18 protein-coding genes are annotated in these 24571 nt (G+C 64.5%); 9 read left to right on the forward strand and 9 right to left on the reverse strand.

The annotated features are described in order from the left end of the window. Positions 1-26: 26 nt before the first annotated feature. From FIU86_RS12765 to FIU86_RS12780, 4 genes are all read right to left on the reverse strand, one after another. The gene (locus FIU86_RS12765) at positions 27-1307 is read right to left on the reverse strand and encodes a DUF3422 family protein (RefSeq protein ID WP_152475426.1); all 1281 of its coding nucleotides are present in this window, start codon (positions 1305-1307) and stop codon (positions 27-29) included. A 293-nt stretch (positions 1308-1600) separates the two neighbouring features. Continuing rightward, entirely contained in the window at positions 1601-3085 is a 1485-nt protein-coding gene (locus tag FIU86_RS12770) for an NAD(P)(+) transhydrogenase (Re/Si-specific) subunit beta (RefSeq protein WP_152475427.1), read from the reverse strand. A gap of 14 nt (positions 3086-3099) precedes the next feature. Further along, positions 3100-4674, reverse strand: coding sequence for a Re/Si-specific NAD(P)(+) transhydrogenase subunit alpha (locus tag FIU86_RS12775; RefSeq protein ID WP_152475428.1), 1575 nt, complete (start codon positions 4672-4674; stop codon positions 3100-3102). Between the two features lie 133 nt (positions 4675-4807). Further along, entirely contained in the window at positions 4808-5257 is a 450-nt protein-coding gene (locus tag FIU86_RS12780; RefSeq protein ID WP_254704018.1) for an isoprenylcysteine carboxylmethyltransferase family protein, read from the reverse strand. Between the two features lie 133 nt (positions 5258-5390). Between FIU86_RS12780 and FIU86_RS12785 the strand changes: the two genes are divergently transcribed. The 4 genes from FIU86_RS12785 to FIU86_RS12800 all read left to right on the forward strand — a co-directional run bounded on the left by FIU86_RS12785 (position 5391) and on the right by FIU86_RS12800 (position 12857). Continuing rightward, positions 5391-6146, forward strand: coding sequence for an SDR family NAD(P)-dependent oxidoreductase (locus FIU86_RS12785; RefSeq protein WP_152475430.1), 756 nt, complete (start codon positions 5391-5393; stop codon positions 6144-6146). Between the two features lie 2 nt (positions 6147-6148). Continuing rightward, positions 6149-6502, forward strand: a complete 354-nt coding sequence (locus FIU86_RS12790) for an MmcQ/YjbR family DNA-binding protein (protein ID WP_152477147.1) — start codon at positions 6149-6151, stop codon at positions 6500-6502. A gap of 177 nt (positions 6503-6679) precedes the next feature. Next, the gene (locus tag FIU86_RS12795) at positions 6680-8854 is read left to right on the forward strand and encodes a Hint domain-containing protein (protein ID WP_152475431.1); all 2175 of its coding nucleotides are present in this window, start codon (positions 6680-6682) and stop codon (positions 8852-8854) included. 214 nt (positions 8855-9068) lie between these two features. After that, positions 9069-12857, forward strand: coding sequence for a Hint domain-containing protein (locus tag FIU86_RS12800; RefSeq protein WP_152475432.1), 3789 nt, complete (start codon positions 9069-9071; stop codon positions 12855-12857). An 18-nt stretch (positions 12858-12875) separates the two neighbouring features. On the opposite strand, the gene FIU86_RS12805 is transcribed toward FIU86_RS12800, so the two are convergent. Next, positions 12876-13415 carry a flavodoxin domain-containing protein gene (locus FIU86_RS12805; protein WP_152475433.1) on the reverse strand — a complete coding sequence of 180 codons (540 nt, stop codon included), beginning with the start codon at positions 13413-13415 and terminating at the stop codon, positions 12876-12878. A 97-nt stretch (positions 13416-13512) separates the two neighbouring features. Then, entirely contained in the window at positions 13513-14289 is a 777-nt protein-coding gene (locus tag FIU86_RS12810) for a gamma-glutamyl-gamma-aminobutyrate hydrolase family protein (RefSeq protein WP_152475434.1), read from the reverse strand. A gap of 297 nt (positions 14290-14586) precedes the next feature. Between FIU86_RS12810 and pepN the strand changes: the two genes are divergently transcribed. After that, on the forward strand, positions 14587-17139 hold the full coding sequence (gene pepN / locus FIU86_RS12815; RefSeq protein ID WP_152475435.1) for an aminopeptidase N: 2553 nt from the start codon (positions 14587-14589) through the stop codon (positions 17137-17139). 123 nt (positions 17140-17262) lie between these two features. Then, positions 17263-17793: a hypothetical protein gene (locus FIU86_RS12820; RefSeq protein WP_152475436.1), complete on the forward strand. Its 531-nt coding sequence runs from the start codon at positions 17263-17265 to the stop codon at positions 17791-17793. 6 nt (positions 17794-17799) lie between these two features. On the opposite strand, the gene FIU86_RS12825 is transcribed toward FIU86_RS12820, so the two are convergent. Continuing rightward, entirely contained in the window at positions 17800-18552 is a 753-nt protein-coding gene (locus FIU86_RS12825) for a transglycosylase SLT domain-containing protein (RefSeq protein ID WP_254703831.1), read from the reverse strand. A 209-nt stretch (positions 18553-18761) separates the two neighbouring features. On the opposite strand from FIU86_RS12825, the gene FIU86_RS12830 reads away from it, so the two are divergent. Then, positions 18762-20069, forward strand: coding sequence for a hypothetical protein (locus tag FIU86_RS12830; RefSeq protein ID WP_152475438.1), 1308 nt, complete (start codon positions 18762-18764; stop codon positions 20067-20069). Positions 20070-20433: 364 nt separating this feature from the next. Here the strand turns inward: FIU86_RS12830 and FIU86_RS12835 are convergent, their stop codons facing one another. Together FIU86_RS12835 and FIU86_RS12840 are read right to left on the reverse strand one after the other, a co-directional pair. Further along, entirely contained in the window at positions 20434-21669 is a 1236-nt protein-coding gene (locus FIU86_RS12835; RefSeq protein WP_152475439.1) for a DUF2235 domain-containing protein, read from the reverse strand. A gap of 95 nt (positions 21670-21764) precedes the next feature. Beyond that, entirely contained in the window at positions 21765-22103 is a 339-nt protein-coding gene (locus FIU86_RS12840) for a helix-turn-helix domain-containing protein (protein WP_152475440.1), read from the reverse strand. Positions 22104-22189: 86 nt separating this feature from the next. Between FIU86_RS12840 and FIU86_RS12845 the strand changes: the two genes are divergently transcribed. Together FIU86_RS12845 and gatB are read left to right on the forward strand one after the other, a co-directional pair. Beyond that, entirely contained in the window at positions 22190-22927 is a 738-nt protein-coding gene (locus tag FIU86_RS12845) for a hypothetical protein (RefSeq protein WP_152475441.1), read from the forward strand. A gap of 94 nt (positions 22928-23021) precedes the next feature. Continuing rightward, positions 23022-24533, forward strand: coding sequence for an Asp-tRNA(Asn)/Glu-tRNA(Gln) amidotransferase subunit GatB (gene gatB / locus FIU86_RS12850; protein WP_152475442.1), 1512 nt, complete (start codon positions 23022-23024; stop codon positions 24531-24533). Positions 24534-24571 lie beyond the last annotated feature (38 nt).

The raw sequence follows: 24571 nt of genomic DNA on the forward strand, positions 1-24571 counted from the left end.
AGGGTGAGTGAAAACCCACGCGGCTCCTAATCCAACTTCTCGCGCACCCGCTTGATCATCCACCACACCGCCGCCACCACCGGCAGCGCCACGATCGCCGTCAGCATTTCCTTAGACAGCTCCGTCGGCTCGGTCAGCGGGTACAGCAGATACCCCGCCAGCGACACCGCGTAGTAACTGATCGCCACCACCGACAGCCCCTCGACCGTGCGCTGCAGGCGCAACTGCAAGTCCGCCCGCCTGTTCATGCTCTCCAGCAAATCCTGGTTCTGCGCGCTGCGCTCCACGTCCACCCGCGTCCGCAAGAGCTCGCCCGCGCGCATCGCCCGATCCGACATCGCGTCCAGCCTGTCCTTGGTGGACCGGACCGTGCGCATCGCCGGATCATAGCGCCGCATCATGAACTCGCCAAAGGTCTGCCGCCCGTTGAACCGCTCCTCGCGCAGCACGGTGATGCGCTGCTTCACGATCTGCTCATAGGCCGACGTCGCGCCAAAGCGATAGGACGACCGCGCCACCATCCCCTCCAGCTTGGCCGAGATCTCCAGCAGATCGTCCAGCGTGTCCTCCGCGGCCACCGACCCGCCCGGCATGTTGCTGATCAGATGGGTCAGCCGCTCTTCCAGCGCGCCCATGTCGGGCCGCATCTCGCCCACCCGGGCAAAGCCCAGCATCGACATGGTCTTGTAGGTCTCGATCTCGAACAGGCGCTGCACCACGCGCCCCATGCGCCGCGTGCCAATATCCGCCGACGCATTGACCATGAACCGCAGATGCCCCGCCGGATCGATCCGGAAATCCCCCGCGATGATCGCACTGTCATCCAGCACCCGCGCCACGGCCACACTATCGGCCACGAACCAGTCGTGGATGTTCTGGCGCACCGTATCGTCATCCTTCTGCGTTTCGATCCGTACCATGGCCGAGGTCATCCGGTGCCCCGGGGCCTCGCTCAGCCAATCCGACGGTAAGACCTCGAAATCCGCCGGATCGAAGGGGCGGTCGCTGACCCCGTCACGGAACGCGGTATATGTGACGAACTCGGTATGCCGCTCCCATTTCAAATGGTGCTTGCCGATATCACCCGAATAATGCGAGGCACCCGGCTTGGGATGCGCCGCGCCATAGCGGTCCAGCAGCGCCGTCAGATGCGCCAGGTCATCACCCCTGTCCCGCGCGGCCGCCCCCTCGACCCGCTTGATCGCCAGAAACACGCCGGTCGCCGGCGCGCTCAGATTGGGAAAGGGCCGCGCGTGCAGCTCGTTGGACAGCTCGAATCGCAGCGGATGATCTTCAATGGGCGGCATGGCTCTCGCGTCCTGAGGTTTCCCGGCACCCTAGCGATACGATCCAGGGATGAAAATAGATTGAAACGCACTTTCAATGACTTACTGGAATGCAACCGTATACTGGCGCAAATTTAGCCGGTTTCGGTCCTGAACGCACGATCCTGCATCCAAGCGCATTGTAGGGTGGGTGAAAACCCACGCGCCTCAAACCCACCGCGACAATACTACCATTCGTTCCGGACCTCTGCCTCAGCTCCAACGAAAAAGGCCCACCAACCGGCGGGCCCTCTCCAATTGCGTCCGAGCAAAAACTACCCAATCTTCGACAACAACGCGCTCACGCTGTCCTTGGCGTCGCCATAGAACATCCGCGTGTTGTCCTTGAAGAACAGCGGGTTCTCAATGCCGGAATACCCCGTGCCCTGCCCGCGCTTGGACACGAAGACGTTCTTGGCCTTCCAGACCTCCAGCACCGGCATGCCCGCAATGGGGCTGTTGGGATCGTCCTGCGCGGCGGGGTTCACGATGTCGTTCGAGCCGATCACGATCACCACGTCGGTATCGGGGAAATCGTCGTTGATCTCCTCCATCTCCAGCACGATGTCATACGGCACCTTGGCCTCGGCCAGCAGCACGTTCATGTGCCCCGGCAGACGCCCCGCCACGGGGTGAATGGCGAACCGCACTTCCTTGCCTTGCGCCCGCAGCTTGTTGGTCAGCTCGCTGACCGCCTGCTGCGCCTGCGCCACTGCCATGCCATAGCCCGGCACGATGATCACGCTGTCGGCTTCGTTCAGGGCATTGGCCACGCCGTCGGCGTCGATCGGCACCTGTTCGCCCTCGACTTCCGCCGCCGGACCACCCGCGCCGCCAAAGCCGCCCAGGATCACGCTGACAAAGGACCGGTTCATGGCTTTGCACATGATGTAGCTCAGGATCGCACCCGAGGACCCAACAAGCGCACCCACAACGATCAAGAGGTCATTGCCCAGGCTGAAGCCGATGGCCGCCGCCGCCCAGCCGGAATAGCTGTTCAGCATCGAGACCACCACGGGCATGTCAGCGCCGCCGATCCCCATGATCAGGTGATAGCCGATGAAGAGCGCGAGCAGCGTCAGAACGACCAGCGTCCAGCTGCCCGACCCGCTCAGGTACATGATCGCCAGCACCAGCGACAAGGCTGCCGCCGCCGCGTTCAGGATATGCCCGCCCGGCAGCTTGGTGGCGGCCGAGTCGACCTTGCCCGCCAGCTTGCCATAGGCAATCACCGACCCGGTGAAGGTCACCGCCCCGATCCAGATGCCCAGCACCAGCTCGACCTTCAGGATCGACACTTCCACTGCCGTCTTCTTGGCGACGATCGCGGCGAACCCGGTGAACTGCTTGGCGAAGGCCACGCCTTCCGCCGTCACTTCCTCGGGCCGCGGGAAGGGCAGGCCCGCATCGGCGAACTGCGCCGCGACACGGCCCAGCTCGATATCCGCGTTGAAGCCCACGAAGACTGCGGCCAGACCGACGAGCGAGTGCATGATCGCCACCAGCTCGGGCATCTGCGTCATCTGCACCTTGGTGGCCAGCTGATAGCCCACCACGGCGCCGCCCGCGATCATGATCAGCGACACCAGCCACAAGCCCGCACCCGGACCGATCAGCGTCGCCAGAACGGCAATCGCCATACCGGCGATGCCGTACCAAACCGCACGTTTCGCACTTTCCTGCCCCGACAGACCGCCCAGGCTGAGGATGAAGAGAACTGCCGCGACCGCATAGGCCGCAATGGTAAATCCGAAATCCATCGTCTCTTACCCCCTTACGATTTCTGGAACATGGCGAGCATGCGCCGTGTCACCAGGAAGCCGCCGAAAATGTTGATCGCCGCCATGAAAATGCCAAGACCTGCCAGCAGCGTGATGAGGTAGGAGGTCGAGCCGATCTGCATCAGCGCGCCCAGGATGATGATCGACGAAATCGCGTTCGTCACGGCCATAAGCGGCGTGTGCAGGCTGTGCGCCACGCCCCAGATCACCTGGAACCCGATAAAGACCGACAGCACGAAGACGATGAAGTGCTGCATGAAGCTCGCCGGCGCCACGGTGCCGACCAGCAGCACCAGGAACGCCCCGACACCCAGCAAGCCCACCTGGTTCATCGTCTGCTTCTTGAAGGCCGCCACTTCCTGCGCCTTCTTCTCTTCGGGCGTCAGTTCCTTGGGCTTTTCCTTTTTCGGGGCCGCCGCAATGGCTGAAACCTTGGGCGGTGGCGGCGGATAGGTGATCTCGCCACCGTGGGTGACCGTCGCGCCCCGGATCACGTCGTCTTCCATGTTGTGATCGACCTTGCCGTCCTTCTCGGGCGTCAGGTCGGTCATCATGTGACGGATGTTGGTGGCGTAAAGCGTCGAGGACTGCGTCGCCATCCGGCTGGGGAAGTCCGTGTAACCGACGATGGTCACGCCGTTGTCGGTAACGATCTTCTCGTCCTTCTGGGTCAGTTCGCAGTTGCCACCGCGCTCGGCGGCCAGGTCCACGATGACCGAGCCGTTCTTCATCATCTCGACCATGTCCTTGGTCCACAGAACCGGCGCGGGCCGGTTCGGGATCAGGGCCGTGGTGATGACGATGTCGATATCCGGCGCCATCTCGCGGAACTTTTCCAGCTGCTTTTCCTGGAACTCGGGGCTGGACGGCGCGGCATACCCGCCGGTCGACGAGCCATCCTGCTGTTCTTCCTCGAAATCGAGGAACACGAACTCGGCACCCATCGATTCGATCTGCTCGGCCACTTCGGGCCGAACGTCGAACGCATAGGTGATCGCGCCCAGGCTGGTCGAAGTGCCGATCGCGGCAAGCCCCGCCACACCGGCGCCGACCACCAGCACCTTGGCCGGGTTCACCTTGCCCGCCGCGGTCACCTGGCCGGTGAAGAAGCGGCCAAAGTTGTTGCCCGCCTCGATCACCGCGCGATAGCCGGCGATATTGGCCATGGACGACAGCGCATCCATCTTCTGCGCCCGGGAAATCCGCGGCACCGATTCCATCGCGATGACGGTCGCGCCCTTCTCGGCGGCGATCTTCATCTGCTCTTCGTTCCCGCCGGGATTGAAGAAGGAAATAAGGGTCTGGCCCTTGGTCAGGCGCTTGACCTCGGTATCCGTTGGGACGCGCACCTTGGCGATGATGTCACAGGCTTTCCACAAGGCTGCGGGCGACTTGATGATCTCGACACCGGCCTCCTTGTAATCCGCATCCGTGAACCCCGCGCGCTCTCCCGCGCCGGTCTCGATGGCGCATTCATGGCCCAGTTTCTGAAGTTGCAGGGCCGAGTCGGGCGTCATCGCGACGCGCGCCTCACCCTCCATCACCTCTTTTGGTGTTCCGATCTTCAACTTTCACTCCCCCCGTTTTCTGACGGTCACATGTGGCGGCCCATCGGCCCTGTCGCTTTTCGCACCCTAAAGGTCGGGCACGCCTTATCACACAAAATTTATCACCTTGGAATGTAGCGATTGTCGCAGGGTGTCAAACCCAACGTCGGGTCTTATGACAGTATTGCGCGAAATTCATTCGAAACTTTCGTCGCAACCGGTCCTCCTCGGGCAGGATGAAGCGCCGCTCAATCACCCAGACGAAAATCGGCACCAGCGGCAGGCTCAGCACCGCGTCCCAGCGTAGGATCAGCCCGGCCAGGATCAGCGCGTCGCCCAGGTAAATCGGGTTGCGGCTGCGCTTGTAGATGCCCGACGTGACCAACCGCTCCGCCTCAAGATGCGGGATCGGCGTGGTCCTGTGGCGCCTGAGCTCCATCAGCGCCAGCGCCATCAGCACCAGCCCCGCGCCCACCAGCAACCCGCCCGCGAAATCCGCCCAGACCCCGCCAAAGTTCAGCCCCGCCGGGTAGTGCGCCGCCTGCCCCCAGGCCAGCGCCGCCGCCCCGGCCAGCCACATTGGCGGTATGTCGATCCACTTCAGCACACCGGTCTCCTTCGGGGCGGGCCCAAAATTTGCGCAAATTTTGGTATGGAAAATGCGCATTTTCCATTCCGTTTTCTGCGCAGAAAACGCCCCCTTGGCAAGCCTTGTGCCCTGCGGCACTGTGGATCGCATGACACTGACAGGAAAACACGCCCTAGTCACCGGCGGCGGCACCGGTATCGGTCTCGCCATCGCCCGCGCCCTGCAAGACAATGGCGCAGAGGTCACCATCACCGGCCGCCGCGCCGATGTTCTGGACGAGGCCGCCGGCGCCCACGGCCTTCACGCCCAGGTCATGGACGTGCGCGACGAGGCCAGCGTCGTCGAAGGCATCGCCGCCTCAGTCACCGCACGCGGGCCGATCCAGATCTGCGTGCCCAATGCCGGCATCGCCGAGGGCCGCAACCTGTCCAAGACCGACACCGATTTCTGGCACCGCACCATGGCCACCAACCTCGATGGCGCGTTCTGGACCATCCGCAGCGCGCTGGCGTCGATGAAGACCACCGATTGGGGCCGCGTGGTGGCGATCTCTTCCATCGCGGGTATCAGGGGCCTCAAGGGCGCCGCCGCCTACTCCGCCTCCAAGCACGGGCTCATTGGCCTCATTCGCGCGCTCAGCGAGGATTACATGGGCAGCGCCTTCACCTTCAACGCGGTCTGCCCCGGCTATGTCGATACCGATATCGTCACCCGCAACGTCGACGCCATCAGCGCCCGCGCCGGGGTGGATGCGGACACCGCCCGGTCCATGATGGTCGACGCCAACCGCCACAAGCGCCTGATTGATCCCTTCGAGGTCGCCGCCGCCGTCACCTGGCTCTGCGACCCGGGATCACAAAGCGTCAACGGCCAGACCATCGAGATCGCCGGCGGCCAGGTCTGATGCTGTCCCGCGACGCGTTCATGGAATTTTGCGCGTCGCTCCCCGCCACCACCCATGTTGTTCAATGGGGCAACGCCGATGTCTGGAAAGTCGGCGGCAAGGTCTTCGCCATCGCCGGATGGAACGACGGGCGCGACGCCTACACGTTCAAGGCCTCGGACATCGCCTATGAGGTCCTTCAGGATCAGCCCGGCATCCGCCCTGCCCCCTACTTGGCCTCGCGCGGGATGAAGTGGTTGCAAGTCCACGATGATCCGGGCCTCTCCGACGACAGCCTGAGGGATCATTTCAAAGCGTCTTACGACATGGTTGTGGCAGGCCTCACCAAGAAGAAACGCACCGAACTCGGCCTCTGAGGCCCTCGGCACACGCCCGCAAATCGCCTCAATTTACCTCGAATTCGCCTAAAACCCCCCGCTTTCCAGCCACGGGCGCAATGTATCCGATTTGGAAACAACCGGGGCGATCCAGCAGTCATCGCTTCGTTCGGCCAGCCGGCAAAGACCGGCGGTCCCTGAGGAAGGAGCAGAGCGATGCCGACTTACACGGTGCGCGTATACGATACGGATCCACTCGGCATTCTGTCGGGCACGATCGGCGGTTTCGGAACCTGGTCGGGTGAAGAACCCCCGACCGGCACGGCCACGATCACCGACAACGAGGCAGGGATCGAAGGCCAGACGCTCGACAGCGACGCCGCGGGTGGCGAATCCGCGACCGCGAACATCACGGTCGGCGGCAACACCTCCGCCGGCGCCCCGGTCTACGCCGAGGAAAGCTGGACCGTCCGCGACACCGTCACGGGCGAGGTCTTCAACGTCATCACACTGCGCGTCGATGCCGGAGGGGCGACAGGCTACTACACAGTCTCCGAAGTCCCTCTTGTCGCCGGTCGCAGTTACGAAACGCTGGACTACAGCACTGATCCGGACGTAAACGCCGGTGATCCCGCCTTCAATATCGACGACTACCAGGAACCCGGCCTCGAGGTCGACGGCACCGCCGGAAACGACACGATCGACGCGGGCTACACCGACGCCGATGGCGACAGCGTCGGTGACGGCGCCGACACGGTTCAGGCCGGTTCAGGCAATGACAGCATCGAAAGCGGGGCGGGCGACGACGTCGTCTTTGGCGATGTGGGCTCCGACACGATCATCGGCGGCGACGGCAACGACTATCTCAAGGGCAGCGAGCAGGATACTGGCGGCACCGGGATCGGCGGTACCAACACCGCCGGAAACACCTTTACCGTCATCAATCTCGGCACCTTCGCCGACGTGGACCCGACCGAAACCAACGGCGTCTCGGAAAACGGGGCCGACCTCGAAGGCACCTATGGCGGCCTCGGCTCGGAGCTCTACAACAACTTCCAGACGGCGGTGACATCCGACACCAACGGCGACAACACGCTGGCCGACAATGACAACGGCGCCACGCCGGAAAACATCACCATCGACGGCGTCACCTACCAGCTCGACAGCACGCATGTCTTCGACGCGACCGTGACCTTCGCCGATGGCTCCTCCGGCACCTTCACCGCCGTGGTCTCGCAGACCACGACGGGCGAAACCTTCCTGATGCCGGAATTCACCAACAACGCCGACAACGCGTTGCTGACTTCCCAACCCATCGTTTCGATCTCTCTGGACCTTCTGACCAACGACGATACCGGGCTGGTCGCCAACCGGATCGACGCCGACTACCAGGTTCCCGCAGCCAGTTCCGACACCTCCGCCGACAGCATCGAGGGCGGCGCGGGCGACGACACGCTGGTGGGCGATCTGGGCAACGACACGCTGATCGGCGGCACCGGCGCGGATGTCTTCTATGGCGGTCTCGGCGATGACGAGATGTATCTGGCCGAGGGCGACAGCGCCTTTGGCGGCGACGGCGACGACCTCTTCGTGCTGGGCGACCTGGGCGAGGCCGGCTCCAGCACCATCACCATCACCGGCGGCGAAGGCAACGAGACGAACGGCGACACGCTGCAACTGACGCCCGATGTCACCTTCGACGACATCACCTTCACCAACACCGATGACGGCGCGGGCGGGCTTTCGGGCAATTTCACGCTGGCCGACGGCACCTCGGTCAGCTTCTCGGAAATCGAGAACATCATCTGTTTCACCCCCGGCACCCGCATTTTGACGCCCCAAGGCGAACGCGCCATCGAGACACTGCGCCCCGGCGACCTCGTCATCACCCGCGACAACGGCCCCCAGCCCATTCGCTGGCTGGGCCACCGCACGGTCGAAGGGCGCGGCAAGTTCGCCCCCATCGCCGTCAACTCCACCGTGATGGAGGGCGCGCGCCGCCCTCTGCTGGTCTCGCCGCAGCACCGGCTGCTCTTCAGCGGCTACCGCACCCAGCTTCTTTTTGGTGAAAGCGAAGTCCTGGTAGCGGCCAAGCACCTTGTCGACGGTCATGATGTGCGCATCACCGAACGGCATCTCGTCACCTACTTCCACATGATGCTCGACCAGCACGAAATCGTCTATGCCGAGGGCGCCGCCACCGAAAGCTTCCTTGCCGCAGATGTGGGCGTCGGTGCGCTCTCGGATGCCTCGCGCGAGGACATGTTCCGCGCCTTCCCGCACCTGCGCGGCGATCTCTCGGCCTATGGCGACACCGCCCGGCTTTGCCTGCGCGCACACGAGGCGCGCCTTGTGGTTGAGCCACGTGCCGCACTTGCAATGGTCGCGTGATAACACATTAAATTTTAGGGAAAATTCTTAGTCTCGCCACATTCCCCCCGAATTCCGACCAAGCCCGATTCCTAATGTCGATCCCAACGTCGGCCAACAAACGAACCGACATAGACAAAACGGATCGAGCAGTATTCATGGTGACCAGGGTCAATAAGTGCCCCGGCCTGGGGCCATCGCGCGACACATTGCGTGCGCGGCCGTGGTGCGCGCCATGAGCACCTACACCGTCACCATCGCCAACTGGAACGACGCGGCCTTCTGGGCTGCGATCTCTGAAACCGCGGGCGGCCACACGCTCGATTTCTCCGCCCTGCCCGCAAACTACGCCGTCGACATCGACAAGGCGACAGGCCGGATCATCCTCACCGACGGCACTACGACCTTCACCGTGGGCGAGGCGGGCTTTGGCGGAGTCTCCGACGCCAGCCTGGGCGGCACCACGCTGCTGGACTATTTCGAAACGCTGACCTTCGGCGACGGCGACCATACCGTCACCGGCGACGCCAGTTTCGAGACCATCACCTCGGGCAGCGGCACGGACAGCATCGACGGCGGCGGCGGGGACGACAGCATCGACGCAGGCGGCGGCGACGATACCGTCGATGGCGGACAGGGCAATGATCTGATCCAGGGTGGTGACGGCAACGATCTCCTGTTCGACAGCGGCACCGGCGGCGCGAATACCGAGACCATCCATGGCGGAAGCGGCAACGACACCATCGACGGCGGAGAGCGCAGCGACACCGTCTATGGCGGCGACGGCGACGACCTGATCCTCGATTCTGGCGGCGCCGCCTCGGACGACACGCTCTATGGCGAGGCCGGTAACGACACGATCTACGGCGGCACCCGCGAGGACCTGATCGACGGTGGCGCGGACGACGACCACATCTTCGGCGGCGACGGCAGCGACACCATCCTGGGCGGCACGGGCAATGACCGCATTTCGGCCGATGACTTCACGCCCACCGGCCCCAACCTGATCGTCAACGGCTCGTTCGAAGACACCACCGGCATGACCCCCGTGAGCTACGGCTTTCGGGGGCCCGGCGGCACCGTCCCCGGCTGGACCGACGCCAATGGCAGTTCCGTCGATTATCACAATGACGGGCGCGGCGGTCTCACCGCCACCGACGGCGCCAACTGGCTCGACATGGAAGGGGGCGCGGGCGAGCAACTCGTGATCTCGCAGACCGTCGCGGGCCTTCAGCCGGACGGGATCTACCAGCTCAGCTTTGACGCGGGCGATCTGTCCAACGCCGATGACGGGACCGCGCAGGACAACACGATCGACGTCTACTGGAACGGCCAGCTGATCGACAGCATCGATCCCCCCGATGGCGGATGGCAGACTTACACCTACAACCTCGTCGGCGGCGCAGGCGACGGCACCGGCACGCTGGAATTCCGCGGCGCCGGGGCCAGCGATTCCGAAGGCGCGTCACTCGACTCGGTCGAACTTTACGCCACGACCGAAACCACCGGCGGGAACGATTCCGTGACCGCCGGGGACGGCAACGACACGATTTTGGCGGGGGCGGGCGACGATACCGTCTTTGGCGGCACCGGTGCCGACCTCCTTACCGGCGGCTCGGGGGCCGACACGATCGAAGGCGGCGCGGATGCCGATACCTTCGTGCTCGAGGACGGCTTCGGCAGCGATGTGATCACCGGCGGCGAGGGCGTGACCACGGGCGCCGACAGCGACACGATCGACGGCGGCGCGCTGACAGGCGATGCAACCGTGACCTTTGACGGCGACGAACAGGGCAGCCTGACCGATGGCACCGACACGCTCGACTTTTCCCAAGTCGAGAACGTCTTCACCGGCACGGGCGACGACAGCATCGACGCCACTTCGGACAGCGCTGGCGTCGGCCTCTTCGGCGGGGCCGGCACCGACACCATCACCGGCGGCTCCGGCGCGGACTATATCGAAGGGGGTGACGACGCCGACCTCTTCCTCGTGGAAGAGGATTTCACCACCACTTTCGGCGACGACACCATCATCGGCGGCGAAGGCACGACCACCGGGGCGGACGAGGACACGGTCGACTTCTCCGCCAAGACCTCCGGTATCGACGTCACCTATACCGGCAACGAGGCCGGTACCGCAGACGAGGGCGCGATCATCGCGCAGTTCTCGGAAATCGAGAACCTGACCCTGACCAATCAGGACGACACGGTCGATGCGGGCGCCGACAGCGTTGGTGTGGATATCGACGCGCTGGACGGCGACGATTCCTTGATCGGCGGCCAGGGCGACGACGTGCTGAACGCGGGTACTGGCGCCGACACTGTTGCGGGCGGCGCGGGCAACGATCAGATCGACCTTGGCGCGGGCGACGGCGCCCCCGACACGGTCGTGGTCTCGGATGGCGACGGCGCCGACACCGTGACCGGCTTCGAAGGTCCCATCGACAACGGCGACGGGACTTTCACGGGACAGGACCAACTGGATTTCTCCGGCGCGACCGATGCCGATGGCAACCCGCTCAATACCCGCGACGTCACCGTGGGCGACGACGGCTTCGGCAACGCGCTGCTCAGCCTGCCCAACGGCGACAGCATTACCCTTGTCGGGATCGCTCCTGCCGATGTCACCGACGAAGACGCGCTCGCCGCGATGGGCGTGCCCGCCCCCGACGACATCGTCGAAGGCACTGCAGGCGCAGACAATATCGACGCCAGCTATACCGGCGACCCCGAAGGCGACGCCGTCGACGGCGCAGACAACGCCACCGGCACCGATGCCGACTCCATCGTGGCGGGCGCGGGCAATGACACCGTCCATGCGGGTGCCGATAACGACACCGTGCAGGGCGAGGCGGGCAACGACAGCCTCTTCGGCAGCACCGGCAATGACAGCCTCGATGGCGGCCTCGACAACGACACCCTCTTCGGCCAGGACGGCGACGACACACTGGTCGGCGGCACGGGCAATGACAGTCTTGACGGCGACGACGCCATCGGCGGCGATGACAGCATCGATGGCGGGTCAGGCGACGATACCCTGATCGGCGATGACGGCAACGACACGCTTCTGGGCGGCGACGGTGCCGATGACATCTACGCCTCGGGCGGCGACAACCTGATTGACGGCGGCGACGGCGCCGACGAGGTCTTCGCCGGCTCCGGCAACGACACCATCACCGTCGATCAGGGCGACACGGTCCTGGGCGCGGGCGGCGACGATACCTTCACGCTTCGGGATCTCGACACCACCGGCACCGGCAACGCCGCCATTTCCATCACGGGTGGCGAAAGCGGCGAGACCAATGGCGACACGCTGATTTTGACATCGGATGTCAGCCAAAACGACATCACCTTCTCCGACAGCGATCCCGGCACCGGCATGTCGGGCAGCTTCACCATGGCCGACGGCACGCCCGTCACCTTCTCCGAGATCGAGAACATCATCTGCTTCACCCCGGGCACGATGATCCTCACCAGCCACGGCGACCGCGCGATCGAAACCCTGCAACCCGGCGACATGGTCGTGACCCGCGACCAGGGCCTTCGCCCGATCCGCTGGATCGGCAAGCGCACGGTTCAGGGCCACGGCCGCTTCGCCCCCATCCGCGTCGGCGCCAACGCGCTCGACCCAACGCGCAAGGGCCTTTTGGTCTCGCCGCAGCACCGCATCCTCTACACCGGTTACCGCGCCGAGCTTCTCTTTGGCGAATCCGAGGTGCTGGTGCCCGCCCAGCACCTCGTCGACGGGCGCGACGTGCTGCGCCAACCCCGCGACGAGGTCACGTATATCCACCTGATGTTCGACCACCACGAGGTCATCTACGCCGAGGGCTTCGCCACGGAAAGCTTCCACGCCGGCGACGTTGGCTTGGGCGCCATCGAAGAGGCCGCCCGCGAAGAACTCTTCGCCCTCTTCCCAGAACTGCGCACGACCCCCGGCCACCATCTGGAAACCGCCCGCACCTGCCTGAAGAAACACGAGGCCGCGCTGCTGATCGAAGACACCGACGGTCCGCATTACTGAGACGTTTCGCAGTATTCTTCAGGGCGTCGCAGCCCCGGCCCATGCCGTCACGACCCGGCGCAAGCCATCCCAATCGGTGTATTCCTTGTCGCCATGCGGATCGACCGTTTCGCCTTTTACAGCCGCGATGTAACGCATCGCCCAGGCGCGGAAAAAATCATACTCCGTGAATCGAAACGCCCCGGCCACCTGTTCCACCTGCCCGGGCCGATATCCCGTATCGTCGCAAAACGTCGCCACGATCCTTTCCAGATCGGCCCAATCCTGCGCGTCGTCCCCTGCGGCGGCCAACGACACCGACAAGAACAGCGACGGATGCGCGCTCAACGCCGCGCCGTGCTGCGTCGCGAATTTCATCATGTCCTTCTGAAACCGTCCCAGGTGAACCGACGCCGCCAAAAGGCTCGCGTCATAGCGCGCCGGGTCAAGGTCACGGGCCCGCCCGCTGACCTGCAACAGCTCCACGCTGTGTCCCGCCTCGATCAGCAGGTCGGCGCAAAAGCGGCATATCTTCCGGGTCTGCCCCTCGGTCGTGGCATAGGCAATCAGGATATTCATCGCACGATCCTCCCATTTGGAACGGAAAGGATCGTCTCACGGCATGACAGCGCGCGCCTTGTCCTGCATCAATCTACCGGACCTGATGCAACGGGCCTCAGGCCGAGCGCAGCGCCAGCCCCCGCTCACCTGCCTGCCACGCACGCGCCGCATCGCCCAGCGCCTCGAACAGGCATCGGCTGACCGGGTCGTTCGCGGCGTTCCACTCCGGGTGCCACTGCACCGCCAGCGCAAAGCCCGGCGCGCCTTCGATGTAGACGGCCTCGGGCGTCCCATCCGGGGCATAACCGTCAATCACGACGCCCTTGCCTTCCCGGATAACCCCCTGACCATGCAGCGTGTTGGTCATCACCTTCTCTGACCCCATCAGCCGATGGAAAACGCCACCCTCCGCAAAGCGCACCTCGTGACGCAGCGCGAATTTTTCCTCCAGCGTGCCATCGGGTGGCATCCGGTGGTTGTCCCGCCCCGGCAATTCGCGGATCTCGGGATGCAGCGTACCGCCCATCGCCACGTTGACCTCCTGGAATCCCCGGCAGATGCCCAGAATTGGCTGCCCCCGCGCGACGCAGGCCCGCACCAGCGGCAGGGTCAGCGCATCGCGCTCGCGGTCGAAAGCGCCATGCGCCTCCGTCGGCTCTTCACCATATTCTTCGGGATGAATATTGGGCCGCCCGCCAGTCAGAACGAACCCGTCGCAAATTTCCATCAACTCCTCGACGCTCACCAGCGCGGGGTCGCTTGCCACCAGCATCGGGATGCAATCCGACACCTCTGACACCGCCTCGGAATTCATGCGCCCGACCGCGTGCACGGGATAGCGGTCGTCAATCGCGTGGCTGTTGCCGATAATGCCGATCACGGGGCGCGTCATGTGTGTCCTTCGTCTGCTGCGGTTACGACCTAAGGATAATATCCCGCACAGATAAGAAAACCTCAACATGCGCACAAGCGGGACTGCAAATTTGCCGTCCCGTTAACCATTTCCAAAGCCCGGCCGCCTAGTTTCAAGGCGCAGGCGAAGGCCGGCAAGCCCCTGAAGCGCCAAATTGCATCCCGGCGCCAAGGGGCCCGTGCCTTCGCCTGTACACGCAATTCCCTTTCCGCGTTGCCTCCCCTGCCGCATCGCCCTACCCTCCGCGCAAACGCTGCACAGCCGGAGAGACACGCGATGAAAGACGCCGCCCCGCAAGCCATCTACCTTGCCGATTACACGCCCCCCGCGCATCTGGTGGATCACGTCTCGATCACCTTCCGGCTCGACCCGGAAAAAACCCGCGTTCTCAGCAAGATCGCCTTCCGTCCCAACCCCGACGGCCCGGGCGGCCCCCTGCGCCTCGACGGCGAGGACCTGACGCTCATTTCCGCCCGCATAGACGGGGCCGAGGTCACGCCCGACATCACGCCTCGCGGCCTGACGATGCAGGCCCCCGACGCCCCCTTCACGTGGGAGGCCGAGGTCGAAATCGCCCCCATCAACAACACCGCCCTCGAAGGTCTCTACATGTCGAACGGCATGTACTGCACCCAGTGCGAGGCCGAAGGGTTCCGCAAGATCACCTATTACCCCGACCGCCCCGACGTGATGGCCACCTTTGACGTCCGCATCGAGGGCGACGCGCCCATCAAGCTTTCCAACGGCAACCCCGGCGCATCCGGCGACGGCTTTGCCGAATGGCACGACCCGTGGCCCAAACCCGCCTATCTCTTCGCGTTGGTGGCCGGTGACCTCATAAACCACCCCGACACCTTCACCACTAAATCCGGCAAGCACGTGGAGCTCAACATCTGGGTCCGCCCCGGCGATGAACACAAATGCGCCTTCGGCATGGAGGCGCTCAAGAAGTCCATGAAATGGGACGAAGACGTCTATGGCCGCGAATACGACCTCGACATCTTCAACATCGTCGCGGTCGACGATTTCAACATGGGCGCGATGGAAAACAAGGGGCTGAACATCTTCAACTCCTCCGCCGTTCTGGCCAGCCCGGAAACCTCGACCGACATGAATTTCCAGCGGATTGAGGCGATCATCGCGCATGAGTATTTCCACAACTGGACCGGCAACCGCATCACCTGCCGCGACTGGTTCCAGCTTTGCCTCAAGGAAGGTCTCACCGTCTTCCGCGACGCCCAGTTCACCGCCGACATGCGCTCGGAACCCGTCAAGCGCATCGACGACGTCATCACCCTGCGCGCGCGGCAATTCCGCGAGGATAACGGCCCGCTCGCGCACCCTGTCCGCCCCGCCAGCTTTGTCGAGATCAACAATTTCTACACCGCCACCGTATACGAAAAAGGCGCCGAACTCATCGGGATGCTGAAAACCCTCGTGGGGGATGACGCCTACTACAAGGCCCTCGACCTCTACTTCACCCGTCACGACGGCGACGCCGCCACGATCGAGGATTGGCTCAAGGTGTTCGAGGACACCACCGGCCGCGACCTTACCCAGTTCAAACGCTGGTACGAAGACGCCGGCACCCCGCGCGTCGCCGTGTCCGAAGACTACGCAGACGGCACCTATACCCTGACGTTCGAGCAGCACACGCCGCCCACCCCCGGACAGGACGACAAGCCGCCCCGCGTCATCCCCATCGCGGTCGGCCTTTTGTCGCCCAACGGCGACGAGGTGCAGCCCACCAAGGTGCTCGAAATGACGCAAGCCAAGCAAAGCTTCACCTTCGACGGCCTGTCGTCGAAACCCATCCCCTCCATACTCCGCGGCTTCTCCGCGCCCGTCATCATCGACCGCGAGACCACCAAAGACGAACGCGCCTTCCTGCTCGCCCACGACACCGACCCGTTCAACAAGTGGGAAGCGGGCCGCGACCTTGCCCGCGACGCCCTTGTGGCGATGATCCGCGACGGCGCCGCGCCCGACGAGGCCTATATCGACGCCGTACACACCGTTGCCCGCGACGACACCCTCGACCCGGCCTTCCGCGCCCTCGCTCTCGGCCTGCCCAGCCAGGACGACCTTGCCCAGACGCTCCATGACACCGGCACCACGCCCGACCCGCAGGCCATCTGGGACGCCATCGAGACCCTGCGCCACGCCCGCGCCGAGCGGATGCAGGACACCGCCACGCGCCTATATGCCCAATTCCAGGTGTCCGAACCCTACCGGCCCAACGCCGAGCAATCCGGCGCGCGATCGCTCGCCAACGCGGCCCTCAGCCTCATCAACCGGCTCGACGGTGGCGCTCAGGCGCAAAAGCAATTCGATGCCGCCGACAACATGACGCAACAGCTTGCCGCCTTCTCCTGCCTGCTTCAGGCCGGCAAGGGCGACGCGGCCACCCGCGCCTTCTACGACCAGTGGCAGCAGGACCGCCTCGTGATCGACAAGTGGTTCATGATGCAGGTCGTCCACGCCGCCCCCGAAGACGCCGCCGCCACGGCGACCCGCCTCACCGAACACCCCGATTTCACGATGAAAAACCCCAACCGCTTCCGCGCCACCTTGGGCGCACTCACGATGAACGCGGCGGGATTTCACCACGTGTCGGGCGCCGGCTACGAACTACTGGCCAACTGGCTGATCCGGCTCGACCCCCTCAACCCTCAAACCACCGCGCGGATGTGCTCGGCCTTCGAGACATGGCGGCGCTACGACGCCACGCGGCAGGATCTCATAAAGTCCCAGCTCGACCGTATCCTCGCGACGCCCGACCTCAGCCCCGACACGACCGAAATGGTGACCCGCATCCGCGGCAGCTGAAAGGGCATTGAAACCTTTTCGGCCACACTGCGACTGACAGATCAAACGCCTCCGCAAAACGCCGTTGCGCCGCCGTTCGGGGGCGGCTTATCTGACTGCAGTTCGTCGCAAGGAATTTCAGCTATGCACATCATTCTCGGCCTCATCGGCATCGCTACGGCGGCCTATTTCCTCGTCATCCGCGCCCGCAACGCCGCCCATGTCGCCAGTGACGTGACCGACATGGCCCGCGACGTGCGCGCGGCGGCCCGGCGCTTCGGCTTCCGGCAGAAAACCAACATTCATCCGGTCGAGACGATCGAGGAGCCGAACCTCGCCATCGCCGCCCTCGGCACCGCCTTTCTGGAAATGGACGACCTGCCCACACGCGAACAGCGCGACGCGCTCAATGCCGCCCTGCGCGACCAGCTGCGCATGTCCGTCACCGACGCCGACGAGGCGCTGATCCTCGGCCACTGGTTCGTGTCCGAATGTCACGGCCCGGAAACCGCCGTGCCGCGCCTGTCGCGCAAGCTCTACAAGCTCGACGGTCAGGCCGGCTTCGAGCCGCTCCTGTCGGTCGTCACCGCCACGGCGCAAGCGGGCAACGGCGACATCAACCAGAAACAACGCGAGGCGCTCGACGAGATCCGCCGCGCCTTTCGCATCAAATGATCCGCCTTACTCGCTGACCGGAATCGGCTGCGGCTCGGGCGCCGCATCGGCGGCTGCCGGCACTTCCCTCACGGCGGCGTCGCCCTCGGCCACCTCCGGCAGGTCCTGCACCACGGGCTCGGTCCCGATCGCCTCCGGTTCGGGCGCGGGCAAGGTGCGCACCACCACAAGGTCATCGGGCCGCGCCTGCGGGCGCACGCTGCTCATCGGCTTGCAATAGGTCTGGCGCCGCGTCCACGCCATCATGTCGGTCCGTTTGCTGCGGCTGTGCAACGGCCCCCAATCGGCGGCCACGCCGCGCATGCCCCGCGACACCACGCCATCGCGCGTCACCGTTTTGGCCATGATCCGGATCGCGCAGCTCAGGTTCGTCGGCCCGTGCTTCAAAGCGCCTCCGCTCCGCCCGCGACACCCGTAAAGCCTTGCGGTCGAAGGCAGAATCTGCGTCAACCCGTACCACCGGCCACCGCCGCCCACGGCATACGAGCGATAGGTGCTCTCATGCTTCACCAGCGCCGACAGAAAGCCGACCCAAAAGGCCCGCCGCTGGGCCGGACTGGCATTGGGAAAGGCCGGGCACCAGTCGGCGATGTCGCGCGGCACGATGTCGGTCAGGGGCTTGCCGTGATCCTTCAGCGCGGCCAGCGCGGCGCGCGTCCACAACTTGGACCCACCCACATGCTCCCATCGCGTGCGCGGCAGATTGCCATCGCGCGCAGGGGGTGAAACCCGCGTCACAACGCCGTCCTTCAGAAACACCGCGTCCTCCCCGGCCGCGGCAAGTGACTGAAAGCACAGGCATAAAAAGAAGGCAGCAATCCTGAGCATCGGCGCAGTCTGCCCCGAACCCCCCTGCGAATCAAGAACATAAGGGGGATTGGCAAATTCCCACTTGTCTCCGCAGCAGTGCCGCTTTTTGGCCGGATTGGCCGGTCAGAAAGACCCCGAGATAACGAGCAGGCCGCAGTATGGCACGACAGCCCCGAGATGACAGCGCGCAAAACGGCGCGCCCCGCCCCCATTCCACCAAAGCGCCGCGCGGCCTGCGCAAGTGGTTTGGCCCGCGCAACACACCCGCCCGCGCCGAGACGGCGCCGCGTCGCGCGGTCGAGGATATCGATTCCCTGGCGAAGCGCATCATCGTGCCGTCCCTGCCCGTCTCGGACGAGGAAATGGCCCGCGCCACCCACCAGGACCGCGGTCTGCAACTGGCCCGGCAAGAGTCCTGGGATACCCTGTCGGACAAGATTCAGTATGCCGATCACACGCGGCTTGCCACACCGGGGGGCGAAACCGCCTCACTCCTGCTGGCCGCCGGCGCGCGCAGCGATATCGTCGCCGCCGCCGAAGACGCCCTGCATGACGGCCAGCACCCGCCCGACGACGCCATCGAGGCGCTCGAAGAAGTGCTGGACGAGATGCCGGGCGACTACCCTGCGGCCCTCGTCGTCGCGCTCGCGCATATCGACATCGCCTGGGCCTGGCGCAACATCGCCGCGCGCGACGATCCTGCCGCCGCCGCCCGCGCCATCGCCCGGCATATCGCCAGCGCCGACGCCATCCTGGAGCCCTATGACGGCCCGGCCATCGACGCGCCCTCGATCGCCGCGGCCCGTTGCGCCCTGATCGCGGCGTGTGACAAACGCGGCCACCGCGTAGCCGAAGAATATGAGGCCCTGATCGCGCTCGACCCCGACGGTCACCGCCATATCCGCGCCATGGGGCGTCACATCTTGCCGCCCCATGCCGGTGGGGTGCAGGCGCTCGAGGTCGCCGCCCGCCGCGTCGCCGCCCAAACCGAAGACACCTGGGGCGCCGGCGCCTATGCCTGGGCTTATCTCGATGCCCTTGCGCTCGAGCCACGCGCGCTCGACCTGCTGGAACCCGGTTTCTTCATCGAAGGGCTGCGCGACATTCTCGCCCGCAAGGACGACCAGCACATCATCAATCTCCTCGCCGCCTTCTGCGCCATCGCAATGGCGCCCGGCGCGGGCGACCGGGTGCTCGCGCCCCATGCCGACCGCACAAGGGCCGAGATCCACGCTTGCGTCGACTGGATCCTCGAACACCACCTTCAGGAACTGCATCCGCTGATCTGGTCCCAGACCCTGCTTATGCCGGGCCACGCGCCGCTTCTGCCGTCGCGCCGCGCGCTCATCGCCAAGGGCCGCCAGACCGCCCTGCGCATCATCGCCGCCCGCTTCGCAGGGCATATCGCCGACGGCTCCTCGCTCGCCTTCTCGCGCCAGGGCATGTACCGCCTGCCCGCACTCTGAAAGCGTATGGGCGGGATCGCCGCTGCATCTCCGACATGTCGGCAATGAGCCCTTGTGGGACAAGTGTGCTCTTTAGCCTCGAGCGCCATTGACGGGCCGCGGCGCGGCGATCCGACGGTCGTTTGGCAGCATTTTATCCAAGCCAAATCCGAAACAGAATTGAGCGATGCACTGAACGTCACCCAATCGCCGGGCCGTGGGGGCGGCCCGGCGATGGCGCGGGACCTGCGGCCTGATTCCGCGCTGGGACCGCAGATCAAACGTCTTTTATGCCCGCACACCCGGCACTCGTGAGCACAACGCCTTTGTGGCGAAGCTGCAGCATTTTTAGACAACCAAGGACCCGGACCATTATTCCATGCCGTCAGGCGTCCCCCTCCGCCTCTCCCACCACCACATGATCCTCGGGGATATTCGGCTGCGGGTAGTCCGCCTTCGTCCCACGCCGGACAAAGACCGAGGCATGCACCCGCGCTCCGTCCGGTATTGTCCGCCGCTCGCACAGCGGCAGGTAAAATCCAAAGAAGGTCGACCGCCGGCTCAGGCTGTAATTCGTGCGATAGAACGGCAGGAATTCCAGTAACTTCCAACCCAGGCTCATCGAGCTGTGTTTCGCGGCTAGCGGATACGGCCCGACATAGCGCCCCTCCTCGCCTTTCCCCAGAACCAAGCGCTCAACCGTTTCGTGCCGGAAGCGCACGCCTAGTGGGCGCAATTCCTCAATCATCCAGAACAGCGGGTATTTCGCCAATTGACTGTTCTTTTCCGGATACCCGCCACCCACGTCGCCATGCACGCCCGAAAACCAGACTTCCTCCACATCCTGCGCCTCGATCTCTGCGGGATCCTCCGGCTCCTCGGGCCCGCCCCAATACGCGCCGTCCGCGGGCCAGAGCGTCGGCAGATACATCGTCCGCCGCTCGTCGATCGCCACCGCGTGACGCACCGACCGGACCGAGGGATTCTTTGATGTATGCGCGTGGTTGCGCACCCGTGGCAGGTGGTCGGTCCACTCGATCACCGACCCCACCGTGTCGAACAGGCCCAGCGCCTGGATGGCGGGGCGCCGGGGCTGCAACATCCGCTCGAACAGGCGTATCTCGGCAAAGGGGTTGCGCTCGGGCTCGCGCGCATCGGTCACGTCCCGCCCGGTCACCTTGCCGATCCGCTTATAGGCCCGGTAGGCATAGCTCAGCAGGTTCAGGTTACGCACCTCTATCAATCCCAGTGCATGAATGAAGCCCGCCAGCACCCGCGCGGTATAGGCGCCGCGGCTGAACCCGATGATATAGATCCGATCCGGTGTCTCATCGGTGACATTCTCGCGCACGCCGTCGTCGTAGTTCTCTACCAAAAAGCGATAGGCCTCCTTCACATTCGCGTCGATACCCCAGCCGGTGATCAGCCCCAGAACCTCCACCAACCTGCGGTACGGCACCAGCCAGGAATTCTCGGCCCCGAACGTGCCCACCCCCGGGTCGTAGTAAACAAGCTGGTCCACATCCTTTTCCAAACAGCCGTAAAGCCGCAGGATATTGGTACGGTTTCGGGCAATCTCGTTCGACGTCCCGTCGCAGAGCAGGATGATGTTCTTGGGCATGGGCGGGCCTCTTTGAAATGGAGTCTCGGAAAAACGGATACGGACAAAGCTATTCGCCCAGCTTAACCGCAACCCGTTCCCGCGCCAAGATCGCCCTAGGGTTGCGGTCCGTGCGCCGTGCCCCACGCGTGCAACGCCCCCATCACCGGGCCCAGCGCTTGCCCCGCCTCGGTCAGGTGATATTCCGAGCGCGGCGGATTGCTGGAATAGGCACGCCGCGCCACGATCCCCGCCGCCTCCAACTTTTTCAGCCGCGCCGACAACGTGTTGGGCGACACCTCCAGCACGTCCTGCAAGTCCTGGAACCGCCGCGGCCCTTCCAGAAAGAACTCCCGCAGGATCAGGATCGACCACACATCGCCGATGGCCTGCGCGGTGAAGGCCACAGGACAGTTCGGACGGCCTGATTTCGGTGTGCGCTCGGTCACAGTCATGTGTGCAGCATACGAAACCCGGTTCTAAACTTGAAGTAACTACTATTTATATAGTCACTACTGATTCTATACCGAAAGGGATTCCCATGCTCGACCTGGTCTTTCACATATATGTCTCCGCGTTTCTCGTCATCCTGCCGGTCTTCGCTCTGCTCATTCTGTCCAGCGGCGCCGCGCGCACCGGTCTGCCCTTCGCGCAGAAGGCCACGTTCCTCGGCGGCCTCACCGTCCTTTTGGGCGTTTGCGCCGGCATTGCTCTGCACCTGTCACAGCGCGACGTCTACAACGTGCCGGCGACGCTCACCGATCCGCCCTTCGTGCTGATGGCGCTCTTCGGCGGCGCGGCGTCGCTCTGGGCGCTGACACGCCACACCCGGACGGGCCGCGCCATCACCGACGCAACGACAGACGCAGAGGTCATCGCCTTCCAGATCCCCCGCATCATGGGTGCCGTCTTTCTTTTGGGTTGGGCGCTCGGCACGATCCCGTGGCAATTCGCCCTGCCCGCAGGACTTGGCGATATCTGGGCCGGTATCGCCGGCTGGCAGGCGTGGAAAGCGGCCCGCGCGGGCGCGCCCGACGCGCGCCGCCTGATCGTGCGCGCCAACGTGATCGGCATGCTCGATTTTGTCGTCGCGGTCCTGACCGGCATCCTCACCTCGCCCGGCTTTGCGCACCTGATGGCCTTTGACACGCCCAACATCATCAACAAGCACCCGCTGGCCATGTTCCCGGGCTACTTCGTGCCGCTCTTCCTCGGGTTCCACCTGATCTCGCTGGCCAAGTTGCGGCAGTCCTCCAGACCCCGTACTGCCGCCGCCTGACACCCGGCGAGAGCCGGGCAAGGGCGCAGACGCCCTTGCCCGCGCCTCCGCTCTGGCCTAGAACCGCGCTGATACCTGAACGGAGCGCGCAGACATGCTAGACCTGACCTATGAGACCCCGAAACCCAAGGTGATCGCCGGGGCGAAACAGGACTGGGAACTTGTCATCGGGATGGAGGTCCACGCGCAGGTGGCCTCGAACGCCAAGCTCTTCTCGGGCGCCTCGACGCAATTCGGCGCCGAGCCCAATTCCAACGTCGCCTTCGTCGACGCCGCCATGCCCGGCATGCTGCCCGTCATCAACGAATTCTGCGTCGAACAGGCCGTGCGCACCGGCCTTGGCCTCAAAGCGCAGATCAACCTGAAATCCGCCTTCGACCGCAAGAACTACTTCTACCCCGACCTGCCGCAGGGCTACCAGATCTCCCAGCTTTACGAGCCGCTGGTGGGCGAAGGCGAAATCCTCGTGGACATGGAGCCCGGCATCGCCCGCCTGGTGCGGATCGAACGTATCCACATGGAACAGGACGCGGGCAAGTCGATCCACGACATGGACCCCGCCATGTCCTTCGTCGATCTCAACCGCACCGGCGTCTGCCTGATGGAAATCGTCAGCCGTCCGGATATCCGCGGCCCCGAAGAGGCCGCCGCATACGTGGGCAAGCTGCGCCAGATCCTGCGCTATCTCGGCACCTGTGACGGCAACATGCAAAACGGCAACCTGCGCGCGGACGTTAACGTCTCCATCTGCCAGCCCGGTGCGTATGAGAAATACCGCGAGACCGGCGACTTCTCGCACTTGGGTACTCGCTGCGAAATCAAGAACATGAACTCCATGCGTTTCATCCAGATGGCCATCGACGTCGAGGCCCGCCGCCAGATCGCCATCGTCGAGGGGGGCGGCAGCGTCGATCAGGAAACCCGGCTTTACGACCCGGACAAGAACGAAACCCGCTCGATGCGCTCCAAGGAAGAGGCGCATGACTACCGCTACTTCCCCGACCCCGACCTCCTGCCGCTGGAAATCGAACAGGGCTGGATCGACGATATCGCCGCGTCCCTGCCCGAACTGCCGGACGAGAAAAAGGCCCGCTTCGTCAAGGATTTCGGCCTGTCGGAATATGACGCCAACGTCCTGACCGCCGAGCACGAGAATGCCGCCTTCTTCGAGGAAGCCGCCGCGGGCCGCGACGGCAAGCTGACCGCGAACTGGGTCATCAACGAGCTTTTCGGCCGCCTCAAGAAGGACGATCACGCCATCACCGAAAGCCCGGTCTCTCCCGCGCAACTGGGCGGCATCGTAGATCTCATCGCGTCCGATGCCATCTCTGGCAAGATCGCCAAGGACCTCTTCGAGATCGTCTATACCGAGGGCGGCGACCCCGAGAAAATCGTCGAAGAGCGCGGCATGAAACAGGTCACCGACACCGGCGCCATCGAGGCGGCGGTCGACCAGATCATCGCCGACAACCCCGCGCAGGTCGAAAAGGCCAAGCAAAACCCCAAGCTCGCCGGCTGGTTCGTGGGTCAGGTGATGAAGGCCACGGGCGGCAAGGCCAACCCCAAGGCCGTCAACCAGATCGTCGCGCAAAAACTCGGTCTCTGACGCCCAAGAATTTTCGTACGAAAATTCCAAAGCCCAGA

It is taken from the genome of Roseovarius sp. THAF9, assembly GCF_009363715.1.
Taxonomy (GTDB): domain Bacteria; phylum Pseudomonadota; class Alphaproteobacteria; order Rhodobacterales; family Rhodobacteraceae; genus Roseovarius.

What these genes read in the sequence shown, in the direction of transcription:
- FIU86_RS12765 (WP_152475426.1), bottom strand. Translation starts at nt 1,307, where the DNA reads ATGCCGCCCATTGAAGATCATCCGCTGCGATTCGAGCTGTCCAACGAG.
- FIU86_RS12770 (WP_152475427.1), bottom strand. Translation starts at nt 3,085, where the DNA reads ATGGATTTCGGATTTACCATTGCGGCCTATGCGGTCGCGGCAGTTCTC.
- FIU86_RS12785 (WP_152475430.1), top strand. Translation starts at nt 5,391, where the DNA reads ATGACACTGACAGGAAAACACGCCCTAGTCACCGGCGGCGGCACCGGT.
- FIU86_RS12795 (WP_152475431.1), top strand. Translation starts at nt 6,680, where the DNA reads ATGCCGACTTACACGGTGCGCGTATACGATACGGATCCACTCGGCATT.
- FIU86_RS12800 (WP_152475432.1), top strand. Translation starts at nt 9,069, where the DNA reads ATGAGCACCTACACCGTCACCATCGCCAACTGGAACGACGCGGCCTTC.
- FIU86_RS12805 (WP_152475433.1), bottom strand. Translation starts at nt 13,415, where the DNA reads ATGAATATCCTGATTGCCTATGCCACGACCGAGGGGCAGACCCGGAAG.
- FIU86_RS12810 (WP_152475434.1), bottom strand. Translation starts at nt 14,289, where the DNA reads ATGACGCGCCCCGTGATCGGCATTATCGGCAACAGCCACGCGATTGAC.
- pepN (WP_152475435.1), top strand. Translation starts at nt 14,587, where the DNA reads ATGAAAGACGCCGCCCCGCAAGCCATCTACCTTGCCGATTACACGCCC.
- FIU86_RS12820 (WP_152475436.1), top strand. Translation starts at nt 17,263, where the DNA reads ATGCACATCATTCTCGGCCTCATCGGCATCGCTACGGCGGCCTATTTC.
- FIU86_RS12830 (WP_152475438.1), top strand. Translation starts at nt 18,762, where the DNA reads ATGGCACGACAGCCCCGAGATGACAGCGCGCAAAACGGCGCGCCCCGC.
- FIU86_RS12835 (WP_152475439.1), bottom strand. Translation starts at nt 21,669, where the DNA reads ATGCCCAAGAACATCATCCTGCTCTGCGACGGGACGTCGAACGAGATT.
- FIU86_RS12840 (WP_152475440.1), bottom strand. Translation starts at nt 22,103, where the DNA reads ATGACTGTGACCGAGCGCACACCGAAATCAGGCCGTCCGAACTGTCCT.
- FIU86_RS12845 (WP_152475441.1), top strand. Translation starts at nt 22,190, where the DNA reads ATGCTCGACCTGGTCTTTCACATATATGTCTCCGCGTTTCTCGTCATC.
- gatB (WP_152475442.1), top strand. Translation starts at nt 23,022, where the DNA reads ATGCTAGACCTGACCTATGAGACCCCGAAACCCAAGGTGATCGCCGGG.